At 66.5% G+C, this 17,055-nt stretch carries 16 protein-coding genes; 5 read left to right on the forward strand and 11 right to left on the reverse strand.

Annotation, left to right across the window (positions count from 1 at the left end; translation table 11 throughout):
• Window positions 1-17: 17 nt before the first annotated feature.
• Genes rsmD through M1248_RS03690 form a run of 5 tightly spaced genes read right to left on the reverse strand, consistent with a single transcriptional unit; the run spans window position 18 to window position 6,542 of the window.
• Window positions 18-572, reverse strand: a complete 555-nt coding sequence (rsmD, locus tag M1248_RS03670) for a 16S rRNA (guanine(966)-N(2))-methyltransferase RsmD (protein WP_163736887.1) — start codon at window positions 570-572, stop codon at window positions 18-20.
• Window positions 569-3,964 carry a pyruvate carboxylase gene (locus M1248_RS03675; RefSeq protein WP_317147567.1) on the reverse strand — a complete coding sequence of 1,132 codons (3,396 nt, stop codon included), beginning with the start codon at window positions 3,962-3,964 and terminating at the stop codon, window positions 569-571. The genes rsmD and M1248_RS03675 overlap by 4 nt, the downstream gene beginning before the upstream one ends.
• A gap of 22 nt (window positions 3,965-3,986) precedes the next feature.
• Entirely contained in the window at window positions 3,987-4,619 is a 633-nt protein-coding gene (locus tag M1248_RS03680) for a vitamin K epoxide reductase family protein (protein WP_317147568.1), read from the reverse strand.
• A complete protein-coding gene (locus tag M1248_RS03685) occupies window positions 4,616-5,410 on the reverse strand; it encodes a thioredoxin domain-containing protein (RefSeq protein ID WP_163725869.1) in 795 nt (264 codons plus the stop codon). The genes M1248_RS03680 and M1248_RS03685 overlap by 4 nt, the downstream gene beginning before the upstream one ends.
• A gap of 34 nt (window positions 5,411-5,444) precedes the next feature.
• Window positions 5,445-6,542, reverse strand: coding sequence for an alpha/beta hydrolase (locus M1248_RS03690; RefSeq protein WP_317147569.1), 1,098 nt, complete (start codon window positions 6,540-6,542; stop codon window positions 5,445-5,447).
• On the opposite strand from M1248_RS03690, the gene M1248_RS03695 reads away from it, so the two are divergent.
• Both M1248_RS03695 and M1248_RS03700 read left to right on the forward strand, forming a co-directional pair.
• Window positions 6,541-7,383 carry an aldo/keto reductase gene (locus M1248_RS03695; RefSeq protein ID WP_317147570.1) on the forward strand — a complete coding sequence of 281 codons (843 nt, stop codon included), beginning with the start codon at window positions 6,541-6,543 and terminating at the stop codon, window positions 7,381-7,383. The genes M1248_RS03690 and M1248_RS03695 overlap by 2 nt on opposite strands.
• Before the next feature lie 5 nt (window positions 7,384-7,388).
• On the forward strand, window positions 7,389-8,231 hold the full coding sequence (locus M1248_RS03700) for an aldo/keto reductase (RefSeq protein WP_317147571.1): 843 nt from the start codon (window positions 7,389-7,391) through the stop codon (window positions 8,229-8,231).
• On the opposite strand, the gene M1248_RS03705 is transcribed toward M1248_RS03700, so the two are convergent.
• Genes M1248_RS03705 through M1248_RS03715 form a run of 3 tightly spaced genes read right to left on the reverse strand, consistent with a single transcriptional unit; the run spans window position 8,228 to window position 12,809 of the window.
• Window positions 8,228-8,935, reverse strand: a complete 708-nt coding sequence (locus tag M1248_RS03705; RefSeq protein ID WP_317147572.1) for an HNH endonuclease family protein — start codon at window positions 8,933-8,935, stop codon at window positions 8,228-8,230. The genes M1248_RS03700 and M1248_RS03705 overlap by 4 nt on opposite strands.
• Entirely contained in the window at window positions 8,932-11,172 is a 2,241-nt protein-coding gene (gene recG / locus M1248_RS03710; RefSeq protein WP_317147573.1) for an ATP-dependent DNA helicase RecG, read from the reverse strand. Before recG ends, M1248_RS03705 begins: the two co-directional genes overlap by 4 nt.
• Before the next feature lie 2 nt (window positions 11,173-11,174).
• On the reverse strand, window positions 11,175-12,809 hold the full coding sequence (locus M1248_RS03715) for a DAK2 domain-containing protein (RefSeq protein ID WP_317147574.1): 1,635 nt from the start codon (window positions 12,807-12,809) through the stop codon (window positions 11,175-11,177).
• A gap of 224 nt (window positions 12,810-13,033) precedes the next feature.
• Between M1248_RS03715 and rpmB the strand changes: the two genes are divergently transcribed.
• On the forward strand, window positions 13,034-13,228 hold the full coding sequence (gene rpmB / locus M1248_RS03720) for a 50S ribosomal protein L28 (RefSeq protein ID WP_083125945.1): 195 nt from the start codon (window positions 13,034-13,036) through the stop codon (window positions 13,226-13,228).
• A 65-nt stretch (window positions 13,229-13,293) separates the two neighbouring features.
• On the opposite strand, the gene M1248_RS03725 is transcribed toward rpmB, so the two are convergent.
• Window positions 13,294-13,974 (reverse strand): uracil-DNA glycosylase, encoded by a 681-nt coding sequence (locus M1248_RS03725; protein ID WP_083125946.1) that lies wholly within the window; start codon window positions 13,972-13,974, stop codon window positions 13,294-13,296.
• A gap of 38 nt (window positions 13,975-14,012) precedes the next feature.
• Window positions 14,013-14,966, reverse strand: a complete 954-nt coding sequence (locus M1248_RS03730; protein WP_174262207.1) for a thiamine-phosphate kinase — start codon at window positions 14,964-14,966, stop codon at window positions 14,013-14,015.
• Between the two features lie 77 nt (window positions 14,967-15,043).
• On the opposite strand from M1248_RS03730, the gene M1248_RS03735 reads away from it, so the two are divergent.
• Together M1248_RS03735 and M1248_RS03740 are read left to right on the forward strand one after the other, a co-directional pair.
• On the forward strand, window positions 15,044-15,286 hold the full coding sequence (locus M1248_RS03735) for an Lrp/AsnC family transcriptional regulator (RefSeq protein ID WP_163725846.1): 243 nt from the start codon (window positions 15,044-15,046) through the stop codon (window positions 15,284-15,286).
• Window positions 15,287-15,338: 52 nt separating this feature from the next.
• A complete protein-coding gene (locus M1248_RS03740; protein ID WP_163736881.1) occupies window positions 15,339-15,869 on the forward strand; it encodes a DUF3515 domain-containing protein in 531 nt (176 codons plus the stop codon).
• Here M1248_RS03740 and M1248_RS03745 read toward each other — a convergent pair.
• A complete protein-coding gene (locus M1248_RS03745) occupies window positions 15,866-17,023 on the reverse strand; it encodes a D-alanine--D-alanine ligase family protein (protein WP_317147575.1) in 1,158 nt (385 codons plus the stop codon). The two genes, M1248_RS03740 and M1248_RS03745, sit on opposite strands and share 4 nt — an antisense overlap.
• Between the last annotated feature and the right edge of the window lie 32 nt (window positions 17,024-17,055).

Consider the following 17,055-nt stretch of genomic DNA (forward strand, 5'->3'; position numbering starts at 1 on the left):
ACGACGGTACAGGGCGGTCAAGTCCGCTCTGCGAGTTCCAGCCGGGTGTCGCCGTACGTGCGCGACGGCCACACTTCCCATCCGCCGGGCCACATCAGTGCAGGACCTGACGCCGGGCGTTCGACGACGACCACCGTCCCTGCCGTCGTCCAGCCGCCGTGCGTCAGCGCCGAGAGCACTCTTTCGAGATCACCCGCGTCCACCGTGTAGGGCGGATCGGCGAGCACCAGGTCGGCAGGCTGCGCGGCGCCCGAAGCCAGCACCGTTGCCACCGCGCCGCGACGCACCGTCGCACGGGTCACACCAAGAGCGGCGATGTTCTTGTCGATGATGTTCGCGGCTCGCTGGTCTGATTCGACAAATATGGCCGAGGCGGCTCCGCGGGACAGCGCCTCGAGGCCGAGCGCTCCCGAGCCGGCGTACAGATCGAGAACGGAGCGACCGGAAAGCTCCAGCCGAGCGGTCAGCAGATTGAACAGCGATTCCCTGACTCGGTCGGTGGTAGGCCGGGTTCCAGTGCGCGGCACCGTGATTCGCCGTCCACCCAGGGTGCCGGCGATGATGCGGGTCAGCTGACCACCACGAGCAGATCGCCACCTTCGACTTGTGCGGTGGCCGATACGGCGATGCGGTCGACCTGGCCGGACTTGGGCGCGGTGATCGCCGCTTCCATCTTCATGGCCTCGATCGTCGCGATGGTCTGTCCGGCGTCGACCTTGTCTCCCGCGGACACGCTGACCGTGACGACGCCGGCGAAGGGCGCTGCGACGTGGTCGGCGTTGGACCGGTCGGCCTTCTCGGCGGTGGGTACCTCCGTGGCGATGCTGTTGTCGCGCACCACGACCGGACGCAGCTGACCGTTGAAGATGCACATCACGGTGCGCATGCCGCGTTCGTCGGGATCAGAGATCGCTTCCAGCCCGATCAACAGCTCGACGCCGCGCTCGAGCCGTACCCGATGCTCATCACCGTGACGCAGCCCGTAGAAGAACTGGTTCGCCGACAGGCCAGAGGTGTCTCCGTACAGCTCCCGATGCGCCTCGAATTCCTTTGTCGGGCCGGGGAACAGCAGCCGATTCAAGGTGGCTTGTCGAGTTGTGCCGGGTTGCGCCAGCGCCGACTCGTCCTCGTCGGAGAGCTCCTCGGTGGGCCGTGCCGGCGACCGTCCGGCAAGTGCCTTGGTGCGCAACGGTTCGGGCCAGCCGCCGGGCGGGTCGCCGAGTTCGCCGCGCAGGAATCCGATCACCGAGTCCGGGATGTCGAACCGCGCTGGGTCCGCGGCGAATTCGTCGGCGCTGATCCCGGCCCCGACCAGTGCCAGCGCCAGATCTCCGACCACCTTGGACGACGGCGTCACCTTCACCAGTCGGCCCAGGATGCGGTCGGCCGCCGCGTAATTCTCTTCGATCTCCTCGAAACGATCCGCGAAGCCCAACGCGATGGCCTGTTGGCGCAGGTTCGACAGCTGACCACCCGGAATCTCGTGGTGATACACCCGCCCCGTCGGGGATGGAGGGCCTGACGCCGCGACATCGAAGGGCGCGTAGACCTTTCGCAACGCCTCGAAGTACGGCTCGAGATCGCACACCGCCGGCAATGACAACCCGGTGTCGTATTCGGTGTGCGCCGCTGCCGCGACGATCGAGGACAACGCGGGCTGACTCGTCGTTCCCGCCAACGGCGCCGAGGCGCCGTCGACGGCGTTGGCACCCGCCTGCCACGCCGCCACATACGTGGCCAGCTGCCCGCCGGGAGTGTCATGGGTGTGCACATGCACCGGCAGGTCGAACCTCGAACGCAGCGCCGACACCAACACGGTGGCTGCCTGCGGGCGTAGCAACCCCGCCATGTCCTTGATCGCCAGCACATGCGCGCCGGCGTCGACGATCTGCTCGGCCAACTTGAGGTAATAGTCCAGGGTGTACAGGTTCTCCCCCGGATCGGAAAGATCGCCGGTGTAACTCATCGCGACCTCGGCGATCGACGTGCCGGTCTCTCGGACCGCGTCGATGGCCGGGCGCATCGACTCGACATTGTTGAGCGCGTCGAAGATGCGATAGATGTCAATCCCGGTGCCCGTCGCTTCGGCCACGAACGCCTTGGTGACCGATTCCGGATACGGCGTATACCCCACGGTGTTGCGGCCGCGGAGCAGCATCTGCAGGCAGATGTTCGGCATCGCCTCACGCAACGCGGCCAGGCGCTCCCACGGGTCTTCCTTCAAGAACCGAAGCGCCACATCGTAAGTCGCGCCACCCCAGCACTCCACCGACAACAACTGCGGCGTCATCCGTGCGATGGAGGGCGCCACCATGAGCAGACCGGTCGTCCTCAGCCTGGTCGCCAGCAGGGACTGGTGGGCGTCGCGGAACGTGGTATCGGTTACACCGACCGCCTTCGATTCGCGCATCCAGCGGGCGAACCCATCGGGCCCCAGTTCGGTCAGCAGCTGTTTGGACCCTGACGGCGGCGGCGACGCTAGATCGACGTCGGGCAGCTTGTCGTGCGGGTACACCGTCGACGGTCGCGGACCGTGCGGTTGGTTGACCGTGACGTCTGCCAGGTAGTTGAGGATCTTGGTACCGCGGTCGGCCGGGGTGTGTGCGGTCAGCAAGTACGGCCGCTCGTCGATGAATGACGTGGTGATGCGCCCCGCGCGGAAATCCGGATCGTTGACGACGGCCAGCAGGAACGGGATGTTCGTCGACACCCCACGCACCCGGAACTCGGCCAGCGCACGCCGGGACCGAGCAAGCGCCGCCGCGTAGTCGCGACCGCGACAGGTCAGCTTGACCAGCAGCGAGTCGAAATGCGCCCCGATCTCCGCGCCCAAATGTGTTGCGCCGTCGAGGCGGATCCCCGCACCACCCGGCGACCGGTAGCTCGTGATGCGCCCGGTGTCGGGGCGGAATCCGTTGGCGGGATCCTCGGTGGTGATCCGGCACTGCATCGCAAAGCCCCGTGGCGCCGCCAATCCGTCCTGGCTCAGCCCGAGGTCCTCGAGGGTCTCGCCGTCGGCGATACGCAACTGGCTCGCCACCAGATCGACGTCGGTGATCTCCTCGGTCACCGTGTGCTCGACCTGGATGCGCGGGTTCATCTCGATGAACACGTAATGCCCACGCTCGTCGAGCAGGAACTCCACCGTGCCGGCGTACGTGTAGTCGATCGAACGAGCGAAGGCGACCGCGTCAGCGCACATGCGGTCGCGGAGCTCGGCCGAAAGGTTTGGCGCAGGAGCCAATTCGATGACCTTCTGATGGCGTCGCTGCATGCTGCAGTCGCGCTCGAACAGATGCATCACGGCACCGTGCTTGTCGGCCAGGATCTGTACCTCGATATGGCGCGGGTTGAGCACCGCCTGCTCGAGGTAGACCATCGGATCGCCGAACGCCGACTCGGCCTCACGGCTGGCCGCCTCGATCGCGTCGCGCAGCGCCGAAGGCTCGGTGACGCGCCGCATCCCGCGTCCGCCGCCGCCGGACACCGCCTTGACGAACAGCGGGAACTCCATGGTCTCCGACGCGGCTATCAGTTCGTCCACCGACGACGACGGCGCCGACGAGTTCAGCACCGGCAGACCGGCATCGCGTGCCGCGGCGATCGCGCGGGCCTTGTTCCCCGTCAACTCGAGGATTTCCGCGCCCGGACCGATGAACGTGATCCCGGCATCCGCGCACGCCGCGGCCAATTGCGGGTTCTCCGAGAGGAAACCGTACCCGGGATAGACGGCATCGGCGCCCGCCTGCTGCGCGACGCGGATGATCTCGTCGACCGACAGGTATGCGCGTACCGGATGGCCGACATCACCGATCTGATACGACTCGTCGGCCTTCAGCCGGTGCTGGGAGTTGCGGTCCTCGTGCGCGTACACCGCGATGGTGGTGATGCCCATCTCGTAGGCCGCCCGGAAAGCACGAATCGCGATCTCGCCGCGATTGGCCACCAGAACTTTGGATATCACGCGCGGAGCCCCCGTCGGGTGTCTAGAGAAGGGTGGACCAGTAGTCCCAGAAGCGCACCAGGATCAGTAGGAGTATTCCGGTGAACCACAGCGCCACCAGGGACCAGCGCCACGTATGGAGCACGCGCACAACACCGTTGGATGCCGCAGCACGGGATGCGATCGACGTCGCGACCACGAACAACGGAATCGTCACGGCCCACACCACCATGCAGTACGGGCACAGTGCCCCGATGCTGTACAGGCTCTCCCACGCCAGCCAGTGCACGAATACGACACCGAGGAAGGAGCCGATCGCCAGGCCGGTCCAATACCAGCGCGGCAGATCGACTTTCGCGAGCGCCAGCACACCGGTCACCAGTACGACGGTGAACCCGACGATGCCGATGAGCGAATTGGGGAACCCGAAGACCGACGCCTGCGGGGTGATCATCACCGAACCGCACGACAGCACCGGATTGATGCTGCAGGACGGCACGTAGTCGGGGTTGATCAAGATCTCGATCTTCTCGACTGTGAGGGTCGCCGCGGCGGCCAATCCGAGCACACCGGCGATCAGCACCCAGATTGCGCTGGGTCTGCCGACTGCGACACCCGTCGACTGCGCCGACGTGGGTTCGCTCGGCTCGACAGTGCTGGGTGTGGCGACGGTCATGGTGCAGGCGCGGGTGCGGGAGGTGGAGGTGCCAGCGGTGTGGGTTCGGCGGCCGGTGGCGGTACTCCGGCGTCGAAGGCCGGGAGCTTGCCGACAGTCTCCTCGATCTTGGCGACCAACGCCTCTGGGGTGGTCGGACGGTAGTCCTCACCGTTGATGCGGATCGTCGGTGTCGAATTCACGTCGGTGGCCGCGGCGAGTCCCGACACCATGTCGGCGTTCGTCTCTTTGTTGATGCACTCGGGAACTTCGCCCGCAGCGCCGGCCTGACGCGCGATTTCGGCAAGGCGGGCGTTGTCGGGGAACGGTCCGACACCCTCCTGGGGCTGCTGGGCGTACAGCGCGGCGTGGAACCGACGGAATGCCTCGATCGAATCACCGGCGACGCAGTACGCGGCGTTGGCCGCCCGCGTCGAGTACCCGTCGCCCTGGCGATCCAGGATCGAAACCATGTAGTAGTCGGCGGCCACCGCTCCCGAATCGATCAGCTTGTTCACTGTGGGTCCGAACTCCTGCTCGAAGTTGCGGCAGGCCGGGCACAGGAAGTCCTCGTAGAGCCCCAGCACGACCTTGGGCTCGTCAGTGCCGTCCTTCTTGATCAACTGAGCCGACGTCGACGTGACCCGGATCGGATCCGCCTCGCCCGCGGTCGGCTTTTCGTCGGCCGACAGCACGATGTACATCACGAGCGCCACGGCGAAGATCACCACGATCGCGGTCAGGCCGATCTGGACCGCCAGGTTGCGCTTGCGGTCGGAGGCCTTCAGGTCGTATTTCGGTTTCGAAGCCACGCGCTAAGAGTACCGGCGGCCTTTCCCAGGTTTCTCACATGCGGGCCAGATGGGCCCGCAGCGCGGAGATCGATTCGGCGACGGCGGCCTCGCTGTCGCCGCCAACCGGGAAGAAGTTGACGAAACCGTGGATCAGCGACCCGAACTCCCGGTAGTCGACCGGCACGCCCGCTGCGCGCAGGGCTTCGGCATATTGCCTGCCTTCGTCGCGAAGGGGGTCGAAGCCGGCTGTCAGCACCAGCGCAGGCGGTAGTCCAGACAGGTCGTCGGCCAGCAAAGGCGATACCCGAGGGTCATCCGCGTCGACATCCGCGCCACCGAGGTACTTCTCGACGCCGAACTTCAGATCGCCCCCGGTCAGGAAGAAGCCTTCGCCGAACAACGTTCGCGACCGTGTCTGCGCGTTCCACGCCGTGACCGGGTAGAACAGCAATTGCACCGCAGGCAGCTGAACATCCTGGTCACGGGCCCGTAGGGAGACAAGTGCGGCCAGATTGGCACCGGCGCTGTCGCCTCCCACCGCCACTCGACGGGAGTCGGCGCCCAACTCTGCAGCGTGATCGAGCGCCCAGGTGAACGCGACGAACGCGTCGTCGACACTGGCCGGCGCCTTGTGCTCCGGCGCCAACCGATAGTCGACCGACAACACATGCACGCCGCCATCGCGGCAGATTCGTCGGCACACGTCGTCATGCGTCTCGAGATCGCCGACCACCATCGCGCCGCCGTGAAAGAAGACCAGTAGCGGCGCGTCGTCACCGTCGACCGGTCGGTAGTGCCGCGCACGGATCGCACCTGCCGGACCGGGTATGACGAGGTTCGTCACCGATGCGACGGGGAGGTCCTGCCTGAAGGCGTCTGTGAGCTTCTTCAACAGCGCCCGAGCCGTCGGGACGTCGTGATCCAGGATCAGACTTCCGAGGCCCATCGCGTTCTGGCCGAAGAGCATGAACTGAAGCGTGGTGTCCAGCGTGTTGCCGTCGATGACGACCGAACGACCGCCGAGCAGAAGCCGTTTGACCGAGTGCGGGATATGAGGAAGCGCGCGCAACGTGGTGCCGCCGATCTTCGCCAAGCGGGCTTTACGACCGCTCGGCGTTCGCACAGCCTGGACTGGCAGACTCGAAGTCATGGCCTCTCCTTCGATCACGCTGAATGACGGTAATCCAATCCCTCAGGTCGGACTCGGAGTTTTCCAGACACCCCCCGATGACACCGAACGCGCGGTGACCACGGCCTTCGAGGCAGGTTACCGGCACGTCGACACGGCAGCGGCATACCAGAACGAACGCGGTGTCGGGCAGGCGATCGCGAAGTCGGGTCTGCCCCGCGAGGACGTCTACATCACGACCAAGCTGTGGAACTCAGACCAGGGCTACGACTCCACGCTCAAGGCATTCGACCGCAGCATGGACAAATTGGGCTTCAATCAATCGGACGCCTACCTCGATCTGTATTTGATCCATTGGCCGTTGCCCGCCAGGAACACGTTCGTCGACACGTTCAAGGCGTTCTCCCGGTTGCGCGACGAGGGCCGCATCAAATCGATCGGCGTCAGCAATTTCGAGCCGGAGCATCTGCGAATCCTGGTCGACGCCACCGGCATCGTCCCCGCCGTCAACCAGGTGGAATTGCACCCGCTGTTTCCGCAGGAGGAGTTGCGACAGGTGCACGCCCAACTGGGCATCGCCACCGAGGCGTGGGCCCCGTTGGGCCAGGGCGCACTGCTCGACAATCCGAAGGTGACCGAGGTTGCTGAACGGCACGGGAAAACGCCGGCGCAGGTACTGATTAGGTGGCATATCCAACTCGGCAATATAGTCATCCCGAAATCGGTGACCCCCGAGCGGATAGTGAGTAATTTCGACGTGTTCGATCTTGAACTGAGCGAGGAGGACATGGCGTCCATTTCCTCGCTGGGCGATGGAACACGGTTGGGTCCCGATCCAAGGACCTTCGACTTCACAGGTTAGGTGACATGACACCCTCGGCCGCTGCGATCCCCACCGTCACGCTCAACGACGGGAACACCCTTCCGGTGATCGGTCTCGGCGTCGGCGAGCTGTCGGAAGCGGAGACCGAGCAGTCGGTGACCGCCGCGCTCGAGGCGGGCTACCGGCTGATCGACACCGCGTCGGCCTACGGGAACGAAGCCGCGGTGGGTCGCGCGATCGCTTCGTCGGGAATTCCGCGCGAAGAGGTGTTCGTCACCACCAAGCTGGCGACCAAGGATCAGGGCTTCCAGGCCTCGCAGGACGCGATCAAGGTCAGCCTCGAACGGCTCGGCCTCGAATACGTCGACCTGTACCTGATCCACTGGCCGGCCGGTAACCCCGGCAAGTACGTCGACAGCTGGGGCGGCCTGATGAAGCGGAAGGAAGAGGGCGACACCAAGTCGATCGGTGTGGCGAACTTCCACGCCGAAGACCTGTCCAACGTCATCGACCTGTCGTTCTTCCCGCCTGCGATCAACCAGATCGAGCTGCATCCGCTGCTGAACCAGGCCGAGTTGCGCGCGACCAACGCCGAACACGGCATCGTCACCGAGGCCTACGGTCCCTTGGGCGTCGGCAACCTGTTGGACAACGCGACCATCAAATCCGTGGCGGAGGCGAACGGCAAGACGCCGGCGCAAGTGCTCATCAGGTGGAGCATCCAACTCGGCAACATCGTCATCCCGCGCTCATCATCACCGGAGCGGATCAAGTCGAACATCGAGGTCTTCGACTTCGAGCTCAGCGACGATGACATGGCCACCCTCAACGGGCTGAACGACGGTACGCGTTTCCGTCCGGACCCCGAAACCTATACAGGCGCCTAACCCGTCGGGCAGGTCGCAGCAGCATCACGCAACGCCGCGGCCGACGGCGCGTCGATCGGCAGCGCGTAGCCACGAATCACGGCGATGAACTGCATGGCGTACTGGCAACGGAACGCGGTGTTCGGTGGCATCCAGGTCGCCGGCTCCTGGTCGCCTTTGTCCTGATTCACCCCTCCGGCGACGGCGATGAGATTGGCCGGATCGTTGGCGAACCGCAGCCGCTGCTCGTCGGTCCAGAGCCGGGCGCCGAGATCCCACGCCAACGCCAGCGGCACGATGTGGTCGATCTGCACTGCGGCGCCGGTCTTTTCACCGCGGGTGAAGGCGATCTCCGCGTTGGTGTAGGGATCGTGCAGGAGTCCGGTCGCCACGGCGGTGGGACAGCGCTTGATCGACACGTACGTCTTGTCGACGAGGTCCCGGTCGAGGATGTCGTTACGGGTGTCGCAGCCGTTGTAGCCGCCAGGGGCTGGGTTCTCGTCGGTCCAGCTGTCGCCGAACGCATCCCGCCGATAGTCCTGCCCGCGGATGCGCACCGGTATTTGGGCGATGCCCGCGAGGACGTCGACCCCGGGCGCCACTGTCGGGGTGTCGGCGCCGGCGATGAACTCTGCCCGGTTGATCGATGAGTTGGTGACCTGAACGGCTACGAACACCGCGATGGAGACGATCGCAAGAAGCCACAGCAGGTGCTTTCGGTTCACGCCTTTTCCAGATACTCGATGCGGTCGGTGTCGGAGAAGGGCGCGGCCAGGACCGCCATCCCGGGGTCGCCCGGATTCCTCTGGTAGTGCGCATCGCAGAATTCGCGCGCGGCCAGAATCAGATCGAGATGCTCGAAGAGCGACAGGAAGCGCAGCGTGATCGGGCGCCCGGATTGGCTGTAGCCCAACACATCTCCCTCGCGCCGCTCCGCGAGATCGAGATCGGCGAGCTCGAAACCGTCAAGCGTCGAGGCGACCGCCCGCAGGCGCTCCCCCGCCTTCGAGCTCTCCGGCAATTTGGTGACGAGCAGACACAGGCTTGGATGTTGGCCGCGACCGATGCGGCCGCGCAGTTGGTGCAGCTGACTGATACCGAACCGGTCGCCATCCATCACCAACATCACCGTGGCGTTGGGGACATCGACACCGACCTCGATAACGGTCGTACAGATCAGGACGTCGATCTCTCCTGCACGGAACGCGCCCATCACCGCGTCCTTTTCGTCGGCTGACAACCGACCGTGCATGAGTCCCAACCGCAGGCCCGAAAGAGGACCGCTACGCAGCCGCTCGAACAGTTCCACGACCGTCGTCGCGGGTGGACCCGCGTCCTTGACCCGGTCGCGTCCCTTGCCTTTTCCTTTCGCCTGGGTCTTGTCGTCTTCGTCGATGCGCGACGCGACGACGTACGCCTGCCTGCCGGCGCCGACCTCCTCGATGATCCGTTGCCAGGCACGGTTGAGCCAGGCCGGATGCTCCTTGAGGAAGATCGTGTTGGTGGTGATCGGTTGACGACCACGCGGCAGTTCACGAAGTATCGACGTCTCGAGGTCGCCGTAGTGGGTCAGTGCGACGGTGCGCGGTATCGGCGTCGCGGTCATCACAAGCAGGTGAGGTGTGCCCCCCTGGGGCGCCTTGGCGCGCAGCCGGTCTCGCTGTTCGACTCCGAACCGGTGCTGCTCGTCGACGACGACCATGCCGAGACGGCGGAACTCGACGGTGTCCTGCAGCAGGGCGTGCGTTCCGATTACGATGCCCGCTTCGCCGGAGGCGACTTCGTCGCGCACCTGCTTTTTCTGCTGCGGCGACATCGATCCCGTCAGCAGCGCAATGCGCGTCGCCTTCTCGGCGCCACCGAGCTGGCCGGCCATCGCCAGCGGCCCGAGCACGTCGCGTATCGAACGCGCATGCTGGGCGGCAAGGACTTCCGTCGGAGCCAACAGCGCGCACTGATATCCCGCGTCGACCATCTGCAGCATGGCGAGCACCGACACGATGGTCTTGCCAGAGCCGACCTCGCCCTGCAACATGCGGTTCATCGGGCGGCTCGCCGCCAACTCGGTGGTCAGCACCGCGAGGACATCCTTCTGGCCTTCGGTCAGTTGGAACGGCATCTGGTTACGCATCGCCGCGACCAGGCCGTCGTCCGCCGGAGCCGCGACGGGTCCGGCCTCGCTCAGCTCGCCGAACCTTCGCTGTGCCAACGCCCATTGCAGCCCGATGGCCTCGTCATAGGTCAGACGCTCGATCGCGGCATCGCGTTCCACGACTTTTTCCGCCGTGTGGATCGCGCGCAGTGCCTCGTCCTCACCGATCAGATTGTGTTCACGCAGAAACGATTCCGGAAGCGGCTCGTCGATCGGGTCCAGGACGTCGAGCACCTGGCGCACGCACGCGTAAATGTCCCAGCTCTGCACCTTGCTGCTCGCGGGGTAGATCGGGAAGAAGTCACGATCGAAGACGGAGAGCAACTTGTTTTCGTCGGACGTCCCTTCTGCTCGGGCAATCGCGGTGAGCGATCTGGTTCCGGCGACTCTGCCGTCCCCATGAATCACGAGGAAGGCCGGATGCGTCAGCTGCATCGTGCCTTTGAAATAGCCCACCTCACCCGAAAGCATCACCCGTTGGCCCTCTTTGAGGGTTTTCTTGATGATCTTCACGTTGAAGAAGGTCGCGGTGACCTTCGGCTTGCGGTTGCCGATCGTGACGACCATGTATTCACGCTGCGGCGGACGATTCGTCAGCCGAAGCTCCGCCTTGGTGATGTGGTCGACGAACGTGACGTGTTCGCCTTCTTCCAGTTCCTCGCCGTCGCCGGCGGTGATCATCTCGTCGCTGTACTTGCGCGGATAGTGCCGCAGCAGGTCGTTGACGGTGACGATGCCGAAGTGCTCCTCCAGCAGATCGGCGGACTTCTTACCGATGACGAAGTCGAGCCGGTCGGTCAGCGTGGCCACGGTTACTCGACGCCGATCAGCAGCGCGTCGCCGCGATGACCCGTGTGGTACGTGACGATCTCGGCGGCCAGGTGTTCGCGGTGGACGTACTCCGCCAAGGCCTCTCCGACCGCTGCGTCGACGCCCGCACCGGTGAGCACGGTGACGAGTTCACCACCGGCGGCGAGCAGCAGGTCGATAAGTCCGGCGCCTGCCGTCGCGACGTCCTTGCCCACGATCAGCACCTCGTCGGCCGCAATGCCCAGGCCGTCGCCGGGCTCGCAGGCGCCTGCCCACGTGAGCGCCTCCTCGGTGGCGACACGTACCGATCCGTGCCGGGCGCTCGCGGCGGCCCGCGCCATCGTGTAGCCGTCGTCGACGGCTTGCCGATCGGCGTCGTGCATGGCCAGGGCGGCGAGCCCCTGCACCATCGACGCCGTCGGCACCGGCACCACGTCGATACCCCACCCGCTGGCTGCGGTGCAGCCTGCCACCAGTTCCTCGGCGGCGACGTATCCGTTCGGCAACACCATGATCTGCGCCGCACCCGTGTTGACCAGGGCATGGAGGAGGTGTTTGGCGCTGACGGGTCCGCCGGCCTCGAGTTGCAATACGTGCGCGCCCTCGCCCGCGAACAGTTCCTCGGCGCCGGCACCGTCGACTACCGCGAGCACGGCCCGTTCCCTGGCCCATCCGCCGGACGGCCGCGCCCCCACCGCACCGGTGAGCGACGTGATCTGGATGCGGCTCAGCGTGCCCAGCGACAGCCCCGCTTCAACGGCGGCACCGGCATCATCGGCGTGCACATGCACCGAGTACTGGTCCGCGTCGGCCGTCGTCGCGATCGCCACCGATTCCCCGAGTCGGTCGAGGCTGCAGCGCAGGGTCTCCACCCCGGCCGGGTCGCATCCGCTGAGCAGGTACATCACCTCGAATTGGGGCGACGCGACCGTCGCGGCAGCGGGGACGGGCGCCTGCGGCGGGGCCGGCACGTACTCCTTGCGATGCCGGACATGCCCGGTCAGGGTGGCGCTCATCGCATCCAGCAGTACCAGCAGGCCCCGCCCGCCGGCGTCCACCACGCCGGCCTCCGCCAGCACGTCGAGTTGCCCCGTGGTCTTGTCCAGTGCGATCGATGCGGCATCGGCCGCCGCCGCGACCACCGCGGCGATACCGGAATTGGCGGCACCCGCATCTTCGGCGGCACCCGCCGCATCCTGGAGCACCGAGACGATCGTGCCGGGAACCGCTTCACCCATCGAGCTGACGACCAGGGCTACCGAATGCCGCAGTGCCGCTCCGAACAGCGCCCCGCCGACGTCGGCGAGCACGCCGCCGCGGTCGGCGGCCGCAGAGGCGGTGACATCGGCGAGCCCGCGCAAGATCTGGGACAGGATGACGCCGGAGTTACCGCGTGCGCCCTGCAGTGCGCCACGAGCCAGCGCGGCGGCGATATCCACCACGTCGTCGGACGCCGCCAGCGCGTCGGCCTGCGCCCACGCGCCACGCATGGTGAACAGCATGTTCGTGCCGGTATCGGCGTCGGCGACGGGGAACACGTTGAGCCGGTTGATCTCGTCGGTGTGGGTGATGAGGTCGCCGACGGCGGTGTACGCCCAATCCCTCAATGCGGAGGCGTCCAGCCGCCGATCCGACATGCCCACCTCCCGCCGCTATGGCGATACGCCACTGACTCGAGGCGCCGCCGTCGGCGCAAGCCTAGCCATTCGGCCCGACAGCGCCTTGGTGAACGTCCGCGCCTGTGGAGACCATTTTGGTGATCCTCGGCGTGGCCGGTATCCTGGTCAGGTTGTCGGGTCGACCCGCCGCCGCTAGCGACGGATACCCAGGCCCCCAAGTACTGATTCGAGGAGTTCTACATATGGCTGCCGTGTGCGATATCTGCGGGAAGGGCCCCGGCTTCGGCAAGTCGGTGTCGCACTCCCATCGCCGGACCAGCCGTCGGTGGGATCCGAATATTCAGACCGTGCGCGCCGTGACCCACCCCGGTGGCAACAAGAAGCGCGTCAACGTGTGCACGTCGTGCATCAAGGCGGGGAAGGTCTCGCGCGGCTGACGGTTTGATCGTCGCGCGCGGGTAGCCGTCGCCGCACGGCCTCATGCGGCCTGCGGGTAAGACGACTATGGAAGGCGCCAGTCAATCGGGTCGGCGCCCATCTTTTCGAGTAGTTCATTCGCGCGGCTGAACGGTCGCGAGCCGAAGAAACCCCGCGACGCCGACAGCGGCGACGGGTGCGGCGACTCGATGGCCACGCAATCGGCGCCCAGCATCGGCTTCAACGTGGATGCGTCGCGGCCCCACAACACCGCGACCAAGGGCTGCCGCCGTGCGACCAGGGCCCGGATCGCGCACTCGGTCACCGCCTCCCAGCCCTTGCCCCGATGCGACGCAGGTGTTCCCGGCCGGACGGTGAGCACCCTGTTCAGCAGCATCACGCCACGCTCAGCCCATGGCGTCAGATCACCCGTCGTGGGTGCCGGGTAGCCCAGATCGTCGACGTACTCGGTGAAGATGTTCGCCAGGCTGCGCGGCAACGGCCGCACCTCAGGTGCCACCGAGAAACTCAGTCCGACGGCGTGTCCCGGCGTCGGATACGGATCCTGGCCGACGATCAGAACCCGCACTTGCTCGAATGGGAATGTGAAGGCACGCAACACATTCTGACCAGCAGGAAGATATCGTTGGCCCGCTGCGATCTCCGCGCGCAGGAACTCCCCCATCTGGGCGACCTGTGCCCGCGCGGGTTCGAGCGCACTCGCCCATCCTTCTTCGACGATTTCATTCAGCGGTCGTGCGGTCACGAAGGGTCAACTTAGCGTGCCCGGACGATCGGAGTCGATCAGTACGACTGCCAGCCCGCTTCGCCGTGCCACGGCTGACCGTTGAGCAGGACCCTCGCCGGACCATCGAGCACCCGCCCGATCACCCGCCAGCCGGGCGGTGGTGGTCCCGGGAATGTCGCGACCAGCGCATGGTCCTCGCCTCCGCCGAGCACCCAGCCCGACGGATCGACGCCCAGCGCGGTGCCCGCAGCGGCGAGCGGATCGCATTCCGCGCTCAGCGAATCCGACGACAGATCGATGCCGACGTCGGATGCGCGCGCGATGTGTCCGAGATCGGCCATCAGGCCGTCTGATACGTCGGTCATCGACGTCGCACCGGCTTCCGCCGCGACGCGACCCTGGCCGTACGGCGGCTCCGGTACCAAGTGGCGGCGGCGCAACGCTTCGAAACCGTCAATACCATTGAGCCACAACGCATATCCGGCAGCAGACCACCCGACGTCGCCGACGACCGCGACGGTGTCACCTGCTCGTGCACCGTCGAGCCGAACCGCGTCGCGGCCGCCCAGATCGCCGAGTGCCGTCACCGAGATCACCCATTGCGGGGCCGTCACCAGATCGCCACCCACGATGCCGGCGCCGAGCAGCCGCGCCTCGTACCACAGGCCGTCGGCCAGCTCCACCGCTTGTGCTGCGGCTGTTCGGCCCGGCGCCCCGAACGCGACGACGAACGCGGTGGCCGTCGCACCCATCGCCTCGATATCGGCCGCGTTCTGCGCGATCGCCTTGCGCCCGACATCGCGCGGCGTCGACCAGTCCAGCCGAAAATGGCTCCCCTCGACGAGCATGTCCGTCGACACGACCGTCGCCCCGTCGCGGGCCCACACAACCGCCGCGTCGTCACCGGGCCCCAGCGCCACCGAGTCCGGTTGCTCGCGGCCCGCGACAAGCCGGTCGATGACGGCGAACTCGCCCACCCCGGCCAGCGTTTCAGGGGGCTCGTCGCTCATCATGTCGCCTCCCCTGAGCTGCGGTACGTTTGGTCCCTGCGGCGTGGAGTCTATGCAGCAAGAGGGAGGACAGCCCGGTGGTCGAGGCGTTCATGCTGATTCAGACCGAGGTGGGCCGCGCTGAAGTCGTCGCCAAACAGCTCTCAGCCCTGCCCGGTGTGGTGTCGGCCGAATACGTCACCGGTCCGTACGACGTCGTGGTCCGCATCGGCGCGCAAAGTCACGACGAACTACAGGCCAGCGTCGTTCCCAGCGTTCAGCAGGTGCCCGGCATCACCCGCACCCTGACCTGCCCGATCGCCGACGGGGCGCGCCCATAGAGTTTGGGCCGTGGACGACACCGAAACCCGCGATGGCCCGTCCAGGGGCCTGATGATCGCGGCGATCGCCGTGGCTGTCGCCGCCATCGGCTCGATCCTGGTCTTCGCGGCGCTTCGACAGACCCCTACGACGGAAAAGCCCGTCGCGATCGTCGCGGTGCCGGCACCGTACGCCGACAGTGCGGACTGTCGAGCGTTGGTCGACGCACTGCCCGAACGCCTCGGCGACTATCGGCGCGCCGCAGCCGCCGACCCGGCGCCACCGGCCGCCGCAGCGTGGCGTGCGGCGCCCGACGGCGAGGCCGTGATCCTGCGATGTGGTGTGGACCGGCCCGCGGAGTTCGTCCTCGGCAGCCCGCTACAGGTGGTCGACAAGGTGTCGTGGTTCCGCGTGGGCGAGGCGGGGGCGGGTGAAGACCCAGACGCCGACCAAGGGCGCAGCACATGGTTCGTCGTGGATCGTCCGGTGTACGTCGCCTTGACGCTGCCCGCAGGCTCGGGTCCCACGCCGATCCAGGAGATCTCGCGGGTCATCGCGAAGTCGTTGCCCGCCAAGGCGGTCGACCCTGCACCAGTGGGCTAGCGCAGACCCGTGCCGCGCGTGCGTGCTGTCTCGACCATGGTGGCCAACAGCGTCGGATAGTCGACACCGCTGGCCGCCCACATCCTCGGAAACATAGAGATGGTGGTGAATCCCGGCATCGTGTTGATTTCGTTGATGATCGGGCCGTCGTCGGTCAGGAAGAAGTCGACACGGGCCAGACCCTGGCAGTCGATGGCCTGGAACGCGCGAATCGCCAACTGTCGCACCTCATCTGCAATGCTGTCGTCGACCTTGGCGGGTACGTCGAGCTCCGCGGCGTCTTCGAGATACTTCGTCGCGAAGTCGTAGAACGAGTCTTCGCGACCGCGGACACCCGCCACCCGGATCTCACCCACAGTGCTGGCTTCTACACGGCCGTCGGGGAATTCGAGTACACCGCATTCCAATTCACGTCCGACGACTGCCGCCTCGACGATCACTTTGGGGTCGTGGCGCCGGGCCAGCTCGATCGCCGCGGGCAGTTGATCCCACGCCGTCACCCGGCTCACGCCGATCGACGATCCACCGCGCGCGGGCTTGACGAACACGGGCAGTCCGAGCCGTTCGCGTTGCTCTAGGTCCAGCGTCTCCTGCCGTGACCGGAGCACGACCTGATCGCCGATCGGCAGGCCCTCCGCAGCCAACAGCTTCTTGGTGAACTCCTTGTCCATCCCCGACGCGCTGGCGAGCACGCCCGCACCGACGTAGGGCACTCCGGCCAGCTCGAGCAGCCCCTGGATCGTGCCGTCCTCGCCGTACGGGCCGTGCAGCACCGGGAAGACCACGTCGACGGCCTCCAACACCTCGGGAGCACCGCGGCCGACCGACAGCAGCTCACCACGTCGTCCCGGATCGGCGGCGAGGGCCAGCTCCCTACCCGATTCGCCGGTGACCTGCGGCAACCGCCCGTCGGCGATGGCCAGGGCGTCGGGGTCCGCGTCGGTGAGCATCCACGCGCCCTCCGGGGTGATGCCGACGGCGACCATTTCGTAGCGTTTCGGATCGAGGTTGCGCAGAATGCTACCTGCGGAAACGCAGGAGATCGCGTGCTCAGAGCTGCGGCCGCCATAGACGACGGCGACCCGAACACGCCGGGCCGCGCTCGAGCCCGATGTCGCCGCCGGCGCGGCTCCGTGCTCTTGGCTGGCAGTCACAACCTAGAGAGGCTACCGTCCAGCCCCACCGC

Source organism: Mycobacterium sp. 29Ha, assembly GCF_032883055.1.
Lineage (GTDB): Bacteria > Actinomycetota > Actinomycetes > Mycobacteriales > Mycobacteriaceae > Mycobacterium > Mycobacterium gallinarum.